Annotated in this window: 12 protein-coding genes and 1 tRNA gene; 3 read left to right on the top strand and 10 right to left on the bottom strand. The window is 70.2% G+C overall.

Translation table 11 applies throughout. The features are described from left to right. Window positions 1-500 precede the first annotated feature (500 nt). Window positions 501-3,191, bottom strand: coding sequence for a DNA polymerase I (gene polA, locus ACFFIA_RS11960; protein WP_377249838.1), 2,691 nt, complete (start codon window positions 3,189-3,191; stop codon window positions 501-503). A 113-nt stretch (window positions 3,192-3,304) separates the two neighbouring features. Between polA and ACFFIA_RS11955 the strand changes: the two genes are divergently transcribed. Further along, window positions 3,305-4,099 carry an SAM-dependent methyltransferase gene (locus ACFFIA_RS11955; RefSeq protein ID WP_377249836.1) on the top strand — a complete coding sequence of 265 codons (795 nt, stop codon included), beginning with the start codon at window positions 3,305-3,307 and terminating at the stop codon, window positions 4,097-4,099. A 542-nt stretch (window positions 4,100-4,641) separates the two neighbouring features. Here the strand turns inward: ACFFIA_RS11955 and ACFFIA_RS11950 are convergent. The 6 genes from ACFFIA_RS11950 to ACFFIA_RS11925 all read right to left on the bottom strand — a co-directional run bounded on the left by ACFFIA_RS11950 (window position 4,642) and on the right by ACFFIA_RS11925 (window position 10,355). Next, window positions 4,642-5,352 (bottom strand): ABC transporter ATP-binding protein, encoded by a 711-nt coding sequence (locus ACFFIA_RS11950; RefSeq protein WP_377249834.1) that lies wholly within the window; start codon window positions 5,350-5,352, stop codon window positions 4,642-4,644. Further along, on the bottom strand, window positions 5,342-6,166 hold the full coding sequence (locus tag ACFFIA_RS11945) for an ABC transporter ATP-binding protein (RefSeq protein ID WP_377249832.1): 825 nt from the start codon (window positions 6,164-6,166) through the stop codon (window positions 5,342-5,344). Before ACFFIA_RS11945 ends, ACFFIA_RS11950 begins: the two co-directional genes overlap by 11 nt. Continuing rightward, window positions 6,163-7,254 carry a branched-chain amino acid ABC transporter permease gene (locus ACFFIA_RS11940; protein WP_377250272.1) on the bottom strand — a complete coding sequence of 364 codons (1,092 nt, stop codon included), beginning with the start codon at window positions 7,252-7,254 and terminating at the stop codon, window positions 6,163-6,165. The genes ACFFIA_RS11945 and ACFFIA_RS11940 overlap by 4 nt, the downstream gene beginning before the upstream one ends. A 38-nt stretch (window positions 7,255-7,292) precedes the next feature. Further along, window positions 7,293-8,264, bottom strand: a complete 972-nt coding sequence (locus ACFFIA_RS11935; RefSeq protein WP_377249830.1) for a branched-chain amino acid ABC transporter permease — start codon at window positions 8,262-8,264, stop codon at window positions 7,293-7,295. 96 nt (window positions 8,265-8,360) lie between these two features. Then, entirely contained in the window at window positions 8,361-9,536 is a 1,176-nt protein-coding gene (locus ACFFIA_RS11930; RefSeq protein ID WP_377249828.1) for a branched-chain amino acid ABC transporter substrate-binding protein, read from the bottom strand. Between the two features lie 198 nt (window positions 9,537-9,734). Further along, window positions 9,735-10,355, bottom strand: a complete 621-nt coding sequence (locus ACFFIA_RS11925; RefSeq protein WP_377249825.1) for an ANTAR domain-containing response regulator — start codon at window positions 10,353-10,355, stop codon at window positions 9,735-9,737. Window positions 10,356-10,458: 103 nt separating this feature from the next. Here ACFFIA_RS11925 and ACFFIA_RS11920 point away from each other — a divergent pair. Further along, window positions 10,459-10,532 (top strand) — tRNA-Leu (locus tag ACFFIA_RS11920). A gap of 518 nt (window positions 10,533-11,050) precedes the next feature. On the opposite strand, the gene ACFFIA_RS11915 is transcribed toward ACFFIA_RS11920, so the two are convergent. After that, window positions 11,051-11,641, bottom strand: a complete 591-nt coding sequence (locus tag ACFFIA_RS11915) for a TetR/AcrR family transcriptional regulator (protein ID WP_377249823.1) — start codon at window positions 11,639-11,641, stop codon at window positions 11,051-11,053. An 85-nt stretch (window positions 11,642-11,726) separates the two neighbouring features. Between ACFFIA_RS11915 and ACFFIA_RS11910 the strand changes: the two genes are divergently transcribed. Further along, a complete protein-coding gene (locus ACFFIA_RS11910) occupies window positions 11,727-12,638 on the top strand; it encodes an NmrA/HSCARG family protein (RefSeq protein WP_377249820.1) in 912 nt (303 codons plus the stop codon). A gap of 285 nt (window positions 12,639-12,923) precedes the next feature. Here ACFFIA_RS11910 and ACFFIA_RS11905 read toward each other — a convergent pair whose 3' ends face one another. Then, complete coding sequence (locus tag ACFFIA_RS11905; RefSeq protein WP_377249818.1) at window positions 12,924-14,291, bottom strand: NAD(+)/NADH kinase; 1,368 nt, start codon at window positions 14,289-14,291, stop codon at window positions 12,924-12,926. A gap of 85 nt (window positions 14,292-14,376) precedes the next feature. After that, the gene (locus ACFFIA_RS11900; protein ID WP_377249815.1) at window positions 14,377-17,166 is read right to left on the bottom strand and encodes a non-ribosomal peptide synthetase; all 2,790 of its coding nucleotides are present in this window, start codon (window positions 17,164-17,166) and stop codon (window positions 14,377-14,379) included. Window position 17,167: the final 1 nt, after the last annotated feature.

The following is a 17,167-nucleotide window of genomic DNA, read 5'->3' as shown; positions in this document are numbered from 1 at the left end:
GCGAAAGGCAAACTAGGCTGCGGAGCGTGGTCTGTCCGCGTGTGGGGCCGCCTGCCACCTCGACTGCCGGGATGGCCTCGTCGTATCCGCGCTTCACCCGCAAATTGCGCGTACCGGCGCGTAACCGGCAGCCGGAGGGTCACGATGCGTGAGGAATACTCACGAAAGGGTGATCACATGAGTGACCTCATCGCCATCGGCTACCCCGACACGCGGACGGCCGAAGCGGCCCTCGCCCAGCTCGGCGACCTCCAGAAGCAGATGCTCATCCAGCTCGACGACGCCGTGGTGGTGGAGCACCGCGACGGCGGGAAGATCAAGCTGCACCAGACCAACGGCGCGGTCGGCACCGCCGCGGCCGGCGGGGCGCTCTGGGGCGGGCTGATTCGGTCTGCTCTTCCTCGCCCCGCTGCTCGGCATGGCGATCGGCGCCGGCACCGGCGCGGTCGTCGGCGCAACGGCCGACAACGGCATGCAAAGCGCGGGGAGGCCAAGCGGCGTCAGTGGTCGGCGCTGTTCCAATCCTGGCCGACGCCGACCGAGACCTCAAGCGGCACCGACAGCGGGTAGGCGTTGCCCATCTCGGTGCGGACCAGCTCCTCGACCCGCTCGCGCTCGCCCGCCGCCACCTCGAACACCAGCTCGTCGTGCACTTGGAGCAGCATCCGCGAGCGCAGGCCAGAGGCGCGGAGGGCACGGTCGACGTGGAGCATCGCCACCTTGATGATGTCGGCCGCCGAGCCCTGGATCGGGGCGTTGAGCGCCATCCGCTCGGCCATCTCGCGCCGCTGGCGGTTGTCGCTGATCAGGTCGGGCAGGTAGCGCCGGCGGCCCAGGATGGTCTGCGTGTAGCCGTCCTGCCGGGCCTGCGCCACGACCGCCTGGAGGTAGTCGCGCACGCCGCCGAAGCGCTCGAAGTACTCGTCCATGAGCGCCCGCGCCTCGTCGGTCGGGATGTTGAGCTGCTGGGAGAGGCCGTAGACGGAGAGGCCGTACGCGAGGCCGTAGTTCATCGCCTTGATCTTGCGGCGGTGATCAGCGGTGACCTCCTCGATCGGGATGCCGAAGACCGACGAGGCGGTGGCCGCGTGGAAGTCGGCCCCCGAGTTGAACGCGTCGATCAGCGCCTCGTCCTTGGAGAGGTCGGCCATGATGCGCATCTCGATCTGGCTGTAGTCGGCGCTCATCAGGCACTCGAAGCCGTCGCCCACCACGAACGCCCGCCGGATCCGCCGCCCCTCCTCGGTGCGGATCGGGATGTTCTGCAGGTTGGGGTCGGTGGACGAGAGGCGCCCGGTGGCCGCGACCGTCTGGAAGTACGTCGTGTGGATGCGCCCGTCGTCGGAGACCGACTTGAGCAGCCCGTCGACGGTCGACTTGAGCTTGGCCACGTCGCGGTGGCGCAACAGGTGCTCCAGCAGCGGGTGACCGGTCTGCGCGAAGAGCCCTTGCAACGCGTCGGCGTCGGTCGTGTAGCCGCTCTTGATCCGCTTGGTCTTCGGCAGGCCCAGCTCGTTGAAGAGGATCTCCTGGAGCTGCTTGGGCGAGCCGAGGTTGAACTCGCGCCCCACCACCGCGTACGCCGCCTGGGCCGCCGCCTTCACCTCGGCCGCGAACTTGCTCTCCAGGTCGGAGAGGTAGTCGGTGTCGGCCGTGATGCCGGTGCGCTCCATCTCGGCCAGCACCTCGACCAGCGGCAGCTCGACGTCGGCCATCAGCCGCGCGGAGAGCTCGCCGTCGCGGGCCAGCTCGGCGTCGATCGCGTCGGCGAGGTCAAGCGTGGCGCGGGCGCGGAGCATCAGGTTTTGCTCGACCGCCTCGCTCTCGCCGCCCAGCCCTTCGATCGTGAGCTGGCCGTTGTCGGGCGCGTCGACCCGCAGCTCGCGGTGCAGGTAGCGCAGGGCGAGGTCGGTCAGGTCGTAGGTGCGCTGGTCGGGGCGGGCCAGGTAGGCCGCGATCGCGGTGTCGCGGGAGACGCCGCGCAGCTCCCAGCCGCGGGCCCGGAACGCGAGCAGCGCCGGCTTGCTGTCGTGGATCACCTTGGGGCGCTTGGCGTCGGCCAGCCAGGCGGCCACCGCGACCTCGTCGCCCTCCGCCAGCTCGGCCGGGTCGAACCAGGCGGCCGGGCCGTCCGCGGTGGCCAGCGCGACGCCGGTCAGCTCGCCCGTGCCGCGGCCGAACCGCCCGGCCACCGCCATGCCGATCGGGGCGCCGGCCGGCGCGTGCGACTCCAGCCAACCGGCCACCTCACCGCCGGCCAGCACCGAGCCGTCGAGCTCGAAACCGGCCTCGGCCTCCGGCTCGACGGCCTCGAGGTACTGGTACAGCCGCTCGCGCAGCACGCGGAACTCGAGCGCGTCGAAGACCTGGTGCACGGCCTCGCGATCCCAGCCGGGCCAGCGGGCGTCTTCGGGGCGCAGCGGCAGCTCCAGGTCGCAGACCAGCTGGTTGATCTCGTAGTTGCGGATCACGTCGGCCAGGTGGGCGCGGAGGTTGTCGCCGGCCTTGCCCTTGATCTTGTCGGCGTTGGCGATGACGCCTTCGAGCCCGCCGTACTCCTTGATCCACTTGGCCGCGGTCTTGTCGCCCACGCCGGGCACGCCGGGCAGGTTGTCACTCGTCTCGCCGACCAGCGCCGCCTTGTCGCGGTATCGCGCCGGGGGCACGAAGTATTTCGCCTCGACCGCCGCCGGGTCCATCCGCCAGACCTCGGAGACGCCACGCACCGGGTAGAGCACCGTCACGTGCTCGTCGACAAGCTGGAACGCGTCGCGGTCGCCGGTGCTGATCACCACCTCCATGCCGGCCTCGCGCCCCTGCTGGGTCAGCGTGCCGATCACGTCGTCGGCCTCGTAGCCCGGCTTTTCCACCACCGGGATGCGCAGCGCCTCCAGCACCTCCTTGACCAGGCTCACCTGACCCTGGAACGGCGCCGGCGTCTCCGAGCGGCCGGCCTTGTACTCCGCGTATTTCTCCGTGCGGAAAGACTGCCGTGACACGTCGAACGACACGATGATGTGCGTGGGCCGCTCGTCGCGCAGCATGTTGATCAGCATCGACGTGAAGCCGAAGACCGCGTTGGTCGGCTGCCCCGTGGCCGTCGAGAAGTTTTCCACGGGCAGGGCAAAGAATGCCCGGTATGCGAGCGAATGCCCGTCGAGCAGGAGCAGGCGCGGCGTTGACTCTGTCACAGAAAGCGACTCTAGCCCGCACCCCCGACAGTCCTGGAGCGGGCACGCGCGACGGTCCGCCAACCCGTAAGGTGATGCGCCGACAGGCATGCAGTCGTCGAGGAGGCGAAGCGATGGAGCGGCCGGCTTGGGCGCCACCGGAGGTCGACCTGGAGCGGCCGAGCACCGCCCGGATCTACGACTACATGCTCGGTGGCCTGCACAATTTCGCGATCGACCGGCAGATGGCCGAGCAGGTGCTCGCGGTGGGCCCGCAGATCCGGCTGGCCGCCCACGCCAACCGGGGCTTCCTGCGGCGCGCGGTCGAGTACCTGGCGGGCGCGGGCATCCGCCAGTTCCTCGACCTGGGCTCGGGCATCCCCACCGTGGGTAACGTGCACGAGGCGGCCCACCGGGTCGCGCCGGACGCCAAGGTGGTCTACGTCGACGTCGACCCCGTGGCGGTCGCGCACAGCGTCGCCATCGTCGAGGGCGACGAGCGCGTCACGGTCGTGCAGGCCGACATCCGCGACGCCGACGCGCTCCTCAAGGACCCGCGGGTCACCGGCGCGCTCGACTTCACGCAGCCGGTCGCCGTGCTGATCGTGGCGGTGCTGCACTTCGTGCCCGACGACGCCGACCCGGCCGGCATCCTGGCCCGGCTGCGCGACGCGATCGCGCCGGGGAGCTACATCGGGATCTCGCAGGTGGCCACGTTCCCCTACGAGCTGTCGGCGGAGCAGCAGGAGGTCGCCGACCGCTACACGCGGGCCAACGCGGTGGCGCTGCGCACGCGCGAGCAGATCGCCACCTTCTTCGACGGGCTGGAGCTGGTCGAGCCGGGCCTGGTCGACCCGGCCAAGTGGCGCGCCGACGACGACATCACCGAGATGGTTCCCTCGTACGCGGGCGTCGGCCGCAAACCCTGACCGATTTGGGCTACCGCGATGCCCGTCGCGGTCCAGACCGCCGCTCCCGCAGCCTCGCCCTCCGCGGTCCACAACCCCACCGCCCCGCCCAGCCTGGTCGAGGCGGCTCACCGCGGCGGGTCAGGTGCCCGGTCGGGCGCGGGGCACGCTGCGCGACCGCCGGGTTCGGTGGGATGCCGGTCGCGATCCGCCGCCGTCCGTGGGAGGCAAGAGCTTTCGAGGTGAAGGTCAACGTTTGTCTACGATGTCCCGCGTAGCCCGGCCGCCATTCGGGAACCGGATGCACCTGATGTCACCCTCGGTAGCAACCTAGCCAGTGCGGGCGCCGGAACCTTCGAGATCAGGACGAGTTGTGGTTGCCGGGGGCGCCATGAGTCGTCCTGATCTCGATTTCCACGCCGGATAGCGACACGGAAAGTCACTGGACCCGCCCCGCCATGTTCGCGCCTCGGGGCGAGGGCCGCGGGCAGCCGCACACCTGCGGACCCAGCGTGGGTCGCCAGCCGTCACAGGCCGGCGACCCACGTCGACACGCGAGAGCGTCAGGCGACGCCCAGGTATGCCTCCTTGACCGCGGGGTCGTGGAGGAGGTCCTGGCCGCTGCCCTCCTTGACGATCGACCCGGTCTCCAGCACGTAGCCACGGTGCGCGCGGGAGAGCGCCTGCTGGGCGTTCTGCTCCACGAGCAGCACCGTGGTGCCCTGCTCGTTGATCCGGGTGATGATCTCGAAGATCTGCTGGATCAGCATCGGCGCGAGCCCCATCGAGGGCTCGTCGAGCAGCAGCAGCTTGGGCCGGGTCATCATCGCCCGCCCCACCGCCAGCATCTGCTGCTCACCGCCGGAGAGCGTGCCGCCGGCCTGCCGCTCCCGCTCCTTGAGGCGCGGGAAGAGGTCGAACACCATCGCCAGGTCCTGCGCGATGCCGCCCCGGTCACGGCGCGTGTAGGCGCCCATCTCCAGGTTTTCCCGCACCGTCATGCCCGGGAAGACGCCCCGGCCCTCGGGTGACTGGCCGATGCCCCGGATCACCCGCAGGTCGGCCCGCATCTTGGTGACGTCGTCGCCGTTGAAGATGATCTTCCCGCTGGCCACCGGGCGCAGGCCCGAGATGGCCCGCATGGTGGTGGTCTTGCCGGCGCCGTTGGCCCCGATGAGCGCCACCACCTCGCCCTCGTCGACGTGCATGCTGATGCCGTGCAGCGCCTGGATGCGCCCGTACAGCAGGGTGAGGTCCTTGATCTCAAGAAGCATCGGTCGGCACCCCCAGGTACGCGGCGATGACCGCGGGGTTTTCCCGGACCTCGGCGGGCAGGCCCTCGGCGATCTTCTTGCCGAACTCCAGCACCACGATCCGGTCGGTGACGCCCATGACCAGCCGCATGTCGTGCTCGATCAGCAGCACCGTCACGCCGGTGTCGCGGATCTTGCGGATGAGCGCGAGCAGCGAGTCCTTCTCCGCCGGGTTGAAGCCGGCGGCCGGCTCGTCCAGGCAGAGCAGGGTGGGGCTGGTGGCCAGCGCCCGGGCGATCTCCAGGCGCCGCTGCTCCCCGTACGAGAGGTTGCGGGCCAACTCGCCGGGGCGCTCGACGCCCACGAAGCGGAGCAGGTCGTGCGCCCGGTCGCGACCGGTCCGCTCCTCCCGCCAGAAGCGCGGGAGCCGGAACAGCGCCGAGATCACGCTGGTCTTGTGGTGCGCGTCGGCACCGACCATGACGTTTTCCAGCGCCGTCATCTCCGGGAAGAGCCGGATGTTCTGGAACGTGCGGGCGATGCCCATCTTGGTGATCTTGTGTCGGGCCCGGCCACTCACCCGCTGGCCGTTGAACCGGATCTCCCCCTGGGTCGGGACGTAGACGCCGGTCATCGCGTTGAAGCAGGTGGTCTTGCCGGCGCCGTTGGGCCCGATCAGACCCAGGATCTCCCCCTTGTACAGGGTGAAGTTGACGTCGTTGAGGGCGACCACGCCACCGAAGCGGAGCGTGACGTGGTCGACCTCCAGCAGCGCCTCCCGCGTGGGAGCGGGAGCCTCGGCCGATGTGCTGATCTCGGGGGCTGTCTCGGTCATGCGCTCGTCTCCGTCGGTACGGCCTCCTTGCGCCGGTCGGCGAACTCCGCCGCCCGTCGCCTGTTGGGAATGATCCCTTGCGGCCGGAAGATCATCATCACGATGATCACCAGACCGAAGATCAGGATCCGGTACTCGGCGATGTTGACCTCGAGACCGAGGGTGCCACCGATGCCCCGCAGCCACTCCGGCAGGTACCAGGTGATGAACGCCCCCACGATCGCGCCGGCGATGTTGCCCGCCCCACCGAGGATGACCGCCGCGAGGACGAGGATCGAGTTTTCCAGCAGGAAGCTGTCGGAGTTGATGAAGTTCTGCTTCCCCGCGAATATCGCGCCGGAGAGGCCGCCGACCGCCGCGCCGATCGCGAACGCCCACAGCTTGTACTTGAACGTGGGCACGCCCATGATCTGCGCCGCGTCCTCGTCCTCACGGATCGACACCCAGGCCCGTCCGACCCGGCTGCGACTGAGGTTTCGCATGCCGAGGATCACGATGATGATGAGCGTGAGGACCAGCCAGTAGTACGGCCGCGCGTCGAAGGCGAACCACGAATCCCCGTCCGGCCCCTTGATCTCGGGGACCGGGTGCGGGATCTGCGGGATGCCCCGCTGGCCGTTGGCGATGCCGGAGTTTTGCTGCGCGTACAGCCGGATCATCTCGGCGAAGCCGAGCGTGACGATGGCCAGATAGTCGCCGCGCAATCGGAGGGTCGGGCCGCCGATGATCAGGCCCGAGATCATGGTGACGATGATGGCAACCGGCAGGGCCAGCAGCCACGGCCAGCCGACGTCGAACCGGCTCTCCGGTGACGTGAGGATCGCCACCGTGTACGCGCCGACCGCGAAGAAGCCGTAGTAACCGAGGTCGAGCAGGCCGGCGAAGCCGACCACGACGTTGAGCCCCACCGCCAGCAGGACGAAGACCGCGGTGTCGAACAGCACCGTGGCCATGTCCGACTCCATGGTGCGGAAGTACCACAGATTGATGTAGAACCAGCGGTTGGGCAGCAGGTAGAGGAAGATGATCAGCGCGATGATCGCTGCCCACCGGAACTGCTTGGGCATGTTCGACCAGCGCGAACGCATGGCTTGGCCGCGCGCGCGCACCTTCTCGACGTGTGAGTTCATGCGCGCGCCCTCCCCAACGACTCGCCTAGCAGACCGGTCGGCCGGAACATCAGCAGCACGATCAGCACGAAGAAGGCGGTGAAGTGCTTCCACTCGGTGCCGAACAGACCCGAGGCGTAATTCTCCACGATGCCGAGCAGCAGCCCGCCGAGAAGGGCCCCACGCAGGTTGCCGATGCCGCCGAGGACCGCCGCCGCGAACGCCTTGAGGCCGATGAGGAAGCCGACGTTGAACCGGCTGTAGCCGTAGGTGAGGTTCCACAGCAGGGCCGCCGCACCCGCCATGATGCCGCCGATCACGAAGACCAGCATGATGACCCGGTCCTTGTTGACGCCCATCAGGGCGGCGGTGTCCGCGTCCTGGGCAACCGCGCGGATGCCCCGGCCGAGGCGGCTGCGGTTGATGAACATGTCAAGCGCGATGAGCATCAGGATCGCCGAGACGACGACGACGATCTGGGTGTTGGTGATCTCCCAACCGCCCAGGCTGACGACGACGTCTGACTTGATCACGTCGACCATGCCGAACGGCGCCCGCTGCCCGCCAATGCCGAGGTCGTCACTGAAGAGGCCGATGAACTCGGCGAGCACGAACGACGCGCCGATCGCGGTGATGAGGAACGCGAGGGGTGGTGCGTTCCTGCGCCGCAGCGGCCGGTACGCCACCCGTTCGACCAGCACCGCCGTGACGGTGGAGCCGATCACGGCGGCTATCAGCCCCGTGAAGATCAGCACGAGTACGATGCCGAACCCGTTGACCGCCGAGTTCTGGTCGAACCCGATCACCTGCCACATCGCCATGGCGGAGACCGTGCCGATCATGAAGACCTCGGAGTGGGCAAAATTGATGAGGCGCAGAACGCCGTAAACCAGCGTGTAGCCGAGGGCCACCAGGGCATAGATGGCGCCCTGCTCCAGCCCTGTGGTGGTCAGCTGCGGAAAATCCCGCAGCAAGCCGTCGAAGTCCAAGTAGCGCTCCAGGGAAAAGTCTCATGCAAAGTCAGGTGCGGCCGGGAGCGCCTTGCTCCCGGCCGCACCCGATGGCTCGGTGTCCCGATCCGGCCGTCAGGCCTTCGGGATCTCCACGTCCGGAACCACCTTGCCGGCCTGCACCTTGAACGCCCAGACGATCACCTGGGTCGGGTCAAGCTCACCGGTGCCGTCGAACTTGTAGGTAACACCGGTCGCGGTGCCCGCCTTGTTGTAGCCCTTGATCCAGGCGAGCATGTCGGCGCGGGTCGCCTTGCCATCCTTGAGGCCCTCAAGAACGATCTTGGTGATGTCGTACGACACGTCGGCGTAGGTGCCCGGGTCGGCGTTGTCGAACGCGGCCTTGTAGTCGGTCACGAACGTGCCCTTGGCGGCCGTCGCCGGCGCGCACGGGCAGGTCAGGATCGTGCCCTCGGCTACGTCCTGGCCGGCGACCGAGATGAAGTTGGCGTCGTTGACACCGTCGCCGGCGATCATCGTGCCCTGCCAGCCGGCGCCCTTGAGCTGCTTGAGCAGCAGGCCCGCCTCGGTGTAGTAGCCACCGAAGAAGAGTGCGGTCGCGCCACTGCTGCGGATCTTCGTGACGACCGCGGAGAAGTTGGTGTCCTTGACCGCGACCTTGTCCTCACCGACGACGCTGGCGCCGATGACCTTCTTGACCTCGTCGGCAAGACCCGCGCCGTACGCCGACTGGTCGTCGACGATGTAGACCTTCTCGGCCTTCAGCACGTTCTGGATGTACCGACCGGCGGCCGGGCCCTGCGAGGTGTCGTTGCCGACGCCCCGGTGGAAGACCGACCAGCCCTTGGTGCTCAGGCTGGGGCGGGTCGCCGACGGGGTGATGATGGGCAGACCGGCGTCCTGGAAGGTCGGGACAGCCACCTCGGACTCACCGGAGAAGGCGGGGCCGATGACGGCGATGACCTTCTGGTCGTTGACCGCCTGCGTCGCGAGGGCCGGGGCCTTGGCCGGGTCGCCCTGCGAGTCGTACTCCTGGAGCTCGAAGGTGCAGTCGGCGTTTTCCTTGTTGAACTGGTCGATGGCCAGCTTTGTGCCGTTGCGCATGTGAATGCCAAGGCCCGCCGAGTCACCGGTGAGCGCACCGAAGAAGCCGATCTTCAGGCCACACGCGGCGTTGTCGCCGTTGCCGCTGTCGCCGCCGTCCTCTTCCCCGGCCTGGCACGCGGCGCCACTAAATACGAGCGCGGCGATGACGACGCCACCGAACGCCCGCGCGAGCTTCTGCCTCAAGGCTCGAACCCTCCTCCATCAAATGGCCCGAACCACCCACCGCCGATTGGCTCTTGCGGGACAGACGAGCCCGACCGCTATCTCGGTCTGCGCCGGGACGTTATCCCAACAGGCGGGCAGCCCGTAAGGGCTTGACGCCGCAGTTGACGAAACCGTTACGTAGCGTGCTCAGTCTGACGGTAACGCTGTCATAAAGCTCTACTGTTTTGCCTGGTCAGCGCCTTCGCCCGGAGTCTCCGTCAAGATCCGCTCGGCGACCTCGCGCATGGTCATCCGGTGGTCCATGGCGGTGCGCTGGATCCACTTGAAAGCCTGCGGCTCGGTCATGCCGTAAGTGGTCATCAGCGTCCCCTTCGCCCGCTCCACGGCCTTGCGGGTCTCCAGGCGGTCGGTCAGCCCGGCCACCTCGGACTCCAGGGCGGCGATCTCCTGGTAGCGGGAGAGGGCGATCTCGATCGCCGGCACCAGGTCGCTCTTCTGGAACGGCTTGACCAGGTAGGCCATCGCGCCGGCCGCCCGGGCCCGCTCCACCAGGTCACGCTGGCTGAACGCGGTGAGGATGACCACCGGCGCCACGCGCTCGCCGGCGATCCGCTCGGCGGCCGCCAACCCATCCATGATCGGCATCTTGATGTCGAGGATGACCAGGTCGGGCTTGAGGTCAAGGGCGAGCCGCACCGCGGTCTCACCATCGCCGGCCTCGCCGACCACGTCGTAGCCCTCTTCGACCAGCATCTCGGCCAGATCCAGGCGAATCAGCGCCTCGTCCTCGGCGATCAGCACCCGCCTGCGCTCGGCACCCGCCTGCGTGTCGGCCACGAACCCCTACCCCTCACTTGCTCCCGACACTCCGACCGGCCGGGTGCCGCCGCCCTCAGCGTAGTGGGTAGGCTGATCCCGGTCAGTTCCCGACCCGACCGACGTCCCCGTATCCCAACCGGCAGAGGAACGGAGCTCAAACCTCCGACAGTGTGGGTTCGAATCCCACCGGGGGCACGTCACAGAACTGCAAAACCGGAACATGACTGGTCGATCACTGATTGTGGAGGCCGGTTTCGCATTCGAGTAGGCGATCGAGGATGCCCCGGGCCGTTCGGCCGGGGGCATCCTCGCGTTAACCCGAGGTACGGTGCCGGCCCGCAACGCACGTGGTGGCGGGTGACCGGCTTAGACGCGCGTCTTGATGCCGTGATGCCCTACCCCTCAAGGCGGAGCCATCACGGCGTGGCAGGCAGCGGATGCCCTCATTCGTGGCCGTCGGCGAGGCGCCTCGCCGCGATCGCACGCAACGCAGTGCATCGTCGTCGGCCCTGCGCTTGGGCGGGCTGGTACCGGGGATCACGTCGACGGCGGTGGCGTTGTGGTCGGTCACGACGCCGACCCGAAGACGGGGCCGTCGCCCCAGGCTCCGATTGACTTTCCTGGGCCGGCCGGGCGAGCAGAACATCGCCCGCTGCTTCGCCAAAGACACCAAACGAGCCGGCTGAAGGCCGGGCCTACCTGCCGACCTGCGATCACCTGGGGCGGGTGTTCGACAGCCGAAAACCGTCCAGCCCGAAGGCCAGCAGGCGTTCGCCCTGATGTTCAGAGCTCTGCTCCCCCGCCCACGCCGCAGCGTTGACCAGCGCATACAGGTCTGGGGCGGTGACGTCCGGCCGCACCTCACCAGCCGCCCGGGCTCGCGCCACCAACCCTTCCCCGGCGGTGAGCACTGCCATGCACGCCGCGTGCAGCTCGGAGGTTTCGTCCTCGACAGCCTGCATCAACATCATGCCCAGCCCTCGGTAGGTCCGTGTGTGGGCCATCGCCGCGTGCGCCCAGGCGGTCAGGCCCTCGACGGGCGAGGGCTGGGTAAGCAGTTCCTCACCGGTCGCGGCCAGCGCCCGCATCCGATCACCCAGCAGCGCTTCGAGCAGTACCCGCCGGTTGGTGAAGTGGGCGTAGAGCGTGCCGTTGGCCACACCGGCACGGCGAGCAATCTCGTCGAGTGAGAAGTCGGCGCCGTGCTCGGCGAACGCAGCCGCCGCCTCGGCCAGCAGCCGTTCGTAGTTGCGGCGTGCGTCCGCACGCATGCGGCGCCGGGGCGCCGGGGTGTCGGTGTCCATGGCAGACCTCACTAGAGAACTTGGGACTGTCCCGATATAGTTTCTCGGGACAGTCCCATATTAATCCGACCGGAGGACCCACCGCATGACCACCCCCGTGGAGCGTTCGACCTCATCCGCAACCGCCCCGAACAGGGCCGACAAGCCCATTGTCGTGATCGGCGCCACCGGCCAGCAGGGCGGTGCCACCGCCGCGCGCCTACTGGCCGACGGCTGGCCCGTCCGCGTCCTGGTCCGCGACCCCGCCGCCGCGGCCGTCCGCGACCTGGCCGCGGCGGGCGCGGAGCCACTCCGCGGTGACTTCGACGATCTCGACAGCCTCAAGGCGGCCATGGCCGGCGCCCACGGCGTGTTCGCCGTCACCCCCAACGACCTGGACAGCGAACGCGAGATCCGGCACGGCCGGCACCTGGCCGACGCCGCGGCCGGCGCCAATGTCGCTCACCTGGTTTTCAGCTCCGTCGGCGGCGCCGACCGGGACACCGGCATCTCCTTCTGGGAGAGCAAATGGGCCATCGAGCGACACATCGCCGATCTCGGGCTGCCAGCCACCGTGTTGCGACCGGTGCGCTTCATGGAGAACCACGCCATTCCTATGCTGGGCGGCATCTCCGCCGATGGAGTTCTGCGCCACCTCTTCGCCCCCGATGTCCCCGTGCAACTCATCGCCGTGACCGACATCGGCGCGTTCGCCGCCCTCGCCTTCGCCGACCCCGACACGTACCTCGGCCAAGCCATCGAACTGGCCGGCGACGAGCTCACCCCCGACGCCACCGTGCGCCTGATCAGCCAGCGCCTCGGGCGCCAGATCACCTACCAGCAGGTCGCCACCAAGGAGATGAACGTGGACGAGGACACCGCACGCGTCTACACCAGCAACGGGCTGTGGCGCGCCGACATCCCCGCCCTACGCCGCCGCCACCCCGACCTCCTGAACTTCCCCGCCTGGCTCGACCGCGGCGGCGCCGACGCGATCGCCGCACTCCTCGCTGCCTAACACCCTCGACAACTGAGGCCCAGGGCGTCGTTGAACAGCGGCGGTTTTGTCGAAGAGTGCGGGCCGAACGCTTCGGTGGCGACATCGCCGCCAGTCCGCTCGCCGGCCACCCGGCCGAGCGCCGCCGGGAGGCGGTCAGCGCCGAGCGCGACGGACTAGCCGGTGGCTGAGCCGTGGGCACTCATCTACAGCAACCTGACCGGCGGCGACCGCGTCGCCTTTGCCGCGCTACCGCAGCAGCAGCCTGAGGGGTCGCCTCGGCTGTCGTGCCGCAGCATGGCGCGCCTACCAGGGCACCAACCTGCGCCGCAACTGAAGCCTCGTCAACAAAGCCGAACTAGCAAACGACCAGCTCAGAGGCTCGATCGCCAGACGGAGGAGCGCAGACTTGTCTTCGCCCGGGGGCACCACCCGCGAAGGCAACCCCAGACGTCCGCAGCGGTCGAGGCCGGGCACGCCTGTCGATCCTGGCGATGCCCTGGCTCTCCCGCTGTGCCGGGTTACCGCACTGATACCCCGTTTCACGCCCAGCCAAGCGCGCGGGCTCAGCGCCGGTGCTGATGGCGGTCGGTGTCGCGGTGGACGACCGGTGGTGCCGTGGCGACCTACGGTGCGCTCGATCCCGCGCCGTGGGCGTGGGCGGACGCAAGGGAAGGTGCCATGTCCACACTCGCCGATCCGGTCCGGTTCCGACGCCTGGCCGCCGGACTCTGCCTCATCGCCGCGCCGCTGGTGTACGTGGCCGGTCTGGTCGCCGACCCGGCGCTGCGGGCCGGAGCCGACGCCGATGGCGCGTACGGCCGCCACCCCGGCTGGGTCTCGCTCAGCGCGTCGCTGCTGCACTGGAGCTGGGTACTCCTCGTGCCCGGCATCGTGGGGATGGTGCACCTGATCCGCCATCGCGGGGTCGTCTTCGGCCACCTCGCCGGCGGGCTGGCGCTGCTCGGCATCGTCAACTTCTCCGCCCTCATGCTCGGCGACTTCTTCTACTCCCAGTTGGAAGCCGAACTGGGCGCCGCGGAGGGGTCCCGGATCGGGGACGCGGCGTACGAGATGCCGGGCGCGGCGTTCGGCTTCCAGATCCCCGGCCCGGCTCGCGCGGGCGTGCTTGAGCACGTTGGTCAGCGCCGGGCCCGCGAACGTGACCGCCGGGTCGGCCACCAACTCGTCGACGACGCCGAGGAAGGCGACCACCGCCGCCCGGAGCTGCTCCGCGGCGGTCACCACCACGTCGTTGAACGCGGTGAACGACCGGCCGGCCGCGCATACGTCCAGGCCGCTGTGCGGTTCGAGCGCGTAGTCGCCGGCCACCATCCGGTCGAGCGCGGCGGCCAGCCCGGCGGGCGGCACCTCCACGAGGAAGCCGAGGTTGCCGTGGTTGACGCCGAGGATCGGCGTGCGCCGCCCGACGAGGAGCCGCATGGCGCCCAGCATCGTGCCGTCACCGCCCAGGCTCACCACGCCGTCGACCCGGGCGGCGAAGGCTTCCGCGGTGACCACCTCCACGCCTGGCCCGACCCGTGCCGCGTCCACCTCGCGCACCAGCACGCTGCCACCGTGCTGGCGGGCGAAGCCCATGATGACCTCCACCGACTCCCGGACCGGCCGGGTCGGGTGGACCACCAGACCGATCGCGTACCGCACGTCGCCCATGCCCCCATCCTGCCCCCGCGACCGGCCCGGGCGAGGGCAGTCGCGGTAGGCCAGCGCACACCGCGCGCGGGCTCGCGGCCTCGGGTCAGACGGCGGGGGCGGCGGCCACTCCGCCGAGGGCGGCGGCGACCACCTTGTGCACCTCCTTGCCGGACTCGGCGTTGGTCAGCACGACGCAGCCCGCGCCGGAGCCGAGCCGGATCGCGGTCATCGCGCGGTATCCCGGCGTCTCGCCGTTGTGCCCCACCTCGGGGTCGGCCCGTGTGTAGTCGACGACCGTGCCGAGCCCGTAGAAGCTGCCCGGATGCGCCTCGGTCAGCATCACGCGCGCCGCGGGCGCGGAGAGCAGCGTGGACTCGCCGCGCTGGGCCCGCCGCACCTCGACGGCGAGCTGGGCCAGGTCGCCGGCGGTGGACCACAGGCCGCTGCCGGCCACCGCGGTGCGCAGGCGGTAGCCGCCGTCGAGCGGACGGCCCCGCTCGTCGTGGCCGGCGGCGTACGCGGGGGGCAGCTCGAAGCCGCTGTCCCGCATCCCGAGCGGGGCGAAGACAAGCCGCCGGGCCAGGTCGGCGTACGGCTCGCCGGTCACGTCGGTCAGCAACTGCTGGAGCACCGCCCACTGCCCGCCGGACTTGCGGAACTCCGTGCCGGGCGGATGCGCGAGTCCGAGCCCGTCGAGCAGGTCGGCGAGGGGCGGCACCGGCGCGGTCGGGAGGTACCAGGTGGCCGGCGTCTCGGCGATGCCGGAGAGGTTGGCCAGGCAGTGCCGCGGCGTCGCCGTCCAGCCGCTGCCGGCCGGCACCGCGAGCGGGCGGGCCAGGTAGTCGTTGACGTCGCGGTCGAGCCCGAGCGTGCCCTCGTCCACCAGCCGCAGCACCATCAGCGCGGTGACGTGCTTGCTGATCGAGCCGGCCTGGAACGGCGTCCGCATGGTCACCGGCAGCGGCGCGACAGCGGATCGACTGCCGTAGTTCTGGACGCCGGTGACCTCGCCGTCCTCGATGAGCGCCACCGCCGCCCCGGGCACCGCGTGCAGCTCCATGGCGACCGAGACGGCCCGCGCCAGGTCGAACGAGGAGCCGCGCCGCTGCGCCGGGACCCGGACGGCCGTGGAGACGGGCGCCGGCGCGTCCCCGCAGGCGACCGCCAGCTCCTCGATGGTCTCGTTGTCCAGCAGCATCCGCAGCGTCAGCGGCAGCCCCGCCTCGCGGGCGGCGGCGAGCACGTGCACGATGCGCATCGAGTCGGCGCCGAGGTCGGCGAGGCGGTCACGCACGCCCACCTGGGCCACGCCGAGCACCCGTACGCAGACGTCCACCATGGCCTTCTCGGTGGAGGTGCGCGGCGGCACGTACTCCCGGTCGGCGACCAGCGCGGACCGCTCCGGCGCGGGCAGCGCCCGGCGGTCCACCTTGCCGGCGGCGTTCAGCGGCAGCGCGTCCAGCACGACGAACGCGGCCGGCACCATGTACGGCGGCAGCGCCTCGGCGAGGAAGTCGCGCAACCGGCCCTGCTCGACCTGCTTGCCCTCGTGCCCGACCACGTACGCGGCCAGCCACTTCTCCCCCGACCCGTCCTCCCGGGCGACGACCACCGCGTCGCGCACGTCGGGCTGGCGCAGCAGTTGCTCCTCGATCTCGCCGAGCTCGATCCGGTACCCCCGGATCTTCACCTGGTGGTCGGCCCGCCCGAGGTACTCCAGCTCGCCGTCCGGGCGGAAGCGCACGAGGTCGCCGGTGCGGTACATGCGGCCGCCCGGGTTCGGCCCGTACGCCTCCGGCAGGAAGCGCTCGGCGGTCAGGTCGGGGCGCCCCACGTAGCCACGGGCCACGCCGTCGCCGGCGATGAACAGCTCCCCCACCACGCCGACCGCGACCGGCTGGAGGTTGCCGTCCAGCACGTACACGCGCGTGTTGTGGATCGGGCGTCCGATGGGGACGGTCGCGATGTCGCCCTCCACGTCCCAGCCGGTCGACCAGATCGTGGTCTCGGTGGGGCCGTACAGGTCGACGAGCGTGTCGACCCGGGCTCGCAGGTCGCGGGCGAGGTTGGGCGGGCACGCCTCGCCCGTGGTGACCGCCACGACCGGCCGCCGGTCGAAGCCCGCCTCGATCAGCAGCTTCCAGCCGGCCGGCGTGGCCTGTACGTGGGTCACGCCGTGCCCGTCGACGAGCCGCAGCATCGCCGCGCCGTCGCCCGCCTCCGCGTCGGAGGCGAGCACGATCCGGCCGCCGCTGACCAGCGGCAGGCACAGCTCGGCGAGGGAGATGTCGAACGACAGCGAGGTCGCCGCGAGCCAGGCGTGCGCGGGTGTGGCGCGGAAGCGTACCCGCATCGAGAAGAGCAGGTTGAGCAGTGACCGGTGGGACACCTGCACGCCCTTGGGCCGCCCGGTGGAGCCGGAGGTGAAGAGCGTGTACGCCAGCGCGCCCTGGTCGCCCGCCACCGCCGGCGCGGTCACCGGCCGGGCGGCGATCTCCGCTCGCTCCCGGTCGGTCAGCACGCAGCCGCCGTCGTACACATCGGACAGTCGGCCGGCGAGGGCGGTCTCGCTGACCACCGTCCGGGCGCCGGCCGTGGCGAGCACGTAGCCCAACCGCTCGGCCGGCAGCTCCGGGTCAAGCGGCAGGTACGCGCCGCCCGACCGCCACACGCCCAGCAGGATCGCGAGCGTGTCCGGGCCCCGGCTGGCCAGTACGCCCACCGTCGACTCAGGACCGACCCCGGCGGCACGCAGGTGGTGCGCGAGCTGGTTGGCGCGGGCGTCCAGTTCGCCGTAGCTGACCCGGACGCCGCCGGTCTCGATCGCGATCGCGTCCGGCTGGGCCGCCGCGACGGCGCCGAACACCTCGTGCACACACCTGCGTTCAGCCATG

The organism is Phytohabitans kaempferiae (assembly GCF_042433955.1).
Taxonomy (GTDB): domain Bacteria; phylum Actinomycetota; class Actinomycetes; order Mycobacteriales; family Micromonosporaceae; genus Phytohabitans; species Phytohabitans kaempferiae.
This window is presented reverse-complemented; position numbering and strand designations above follow the sequence as displayed.

What these genes read in the sequence shown, in the direction of transcription:
- ACFFIA_RS11900 (WP_377249815.1), bottom strand. Translation starts at nt 17,166, where the DNA reads ATGGCTGAACGCAGGTGTGTGCACGAGGTGTTCGGCGCCGTCGCGGCG.
- ACFFIA_RS11940 (WP_377250272.1), bottom strand. Translation starts at nt 7,254, where the DNA reads ATGCGTTCGCGCTGGTCGAACATGCCCAAGCAGTTCCGGTGGGCAGCG.
- ACFFIA_RS11945 (WP_377249832.1), bottom strand. Translation starts at nt 6,166, where the DNA reads ATGACCGAGACAGCCCCCGAGATCAGCACATCGGCCGAGGCTCCCGCT.
- ACFFIA_RS11955 (WP_377249836.1), top strand. Translation starts at nt 3,305, where the DNA reads ATGGAGCGGCCGGCTTGGGCGCCACCGGAGGTCGACCTGGAGCGGCCG.
- ACFFIA_RS11910 (WP_377249820.1), top strand. Translation starts at nt 11,727, where the DNA reads ATGACCACCCCCGTGGAGCGTTCGACCTCATCCGCAACCGCCCCGAAC.
- ACFFIA_RS11905 (WP_377249818.1), bottom strand. Translation starts at nt 14,291, where the DNA reads ATGGGCGACGTGCGGTACGCGATCGGTCTGGTGGTCCACCCGACCCGG.
- ACFFIA_RS11915 (WP_377249823.1), bottom strand. Translation starts at nt 11,641, where the DNA reads ATGGACACCGACACCCCGGCGCCCCGGCGCCGCATGCGTGCGGACGCA.
- ACFFIA_RS11950 (WP_377249834.1), bottom strand. Translation starts at nt 5,352, where the DNA reads ATGCTTCTTGAGATCAAGGACCTCACCCTGCTGTACGGGCGCATCCAG.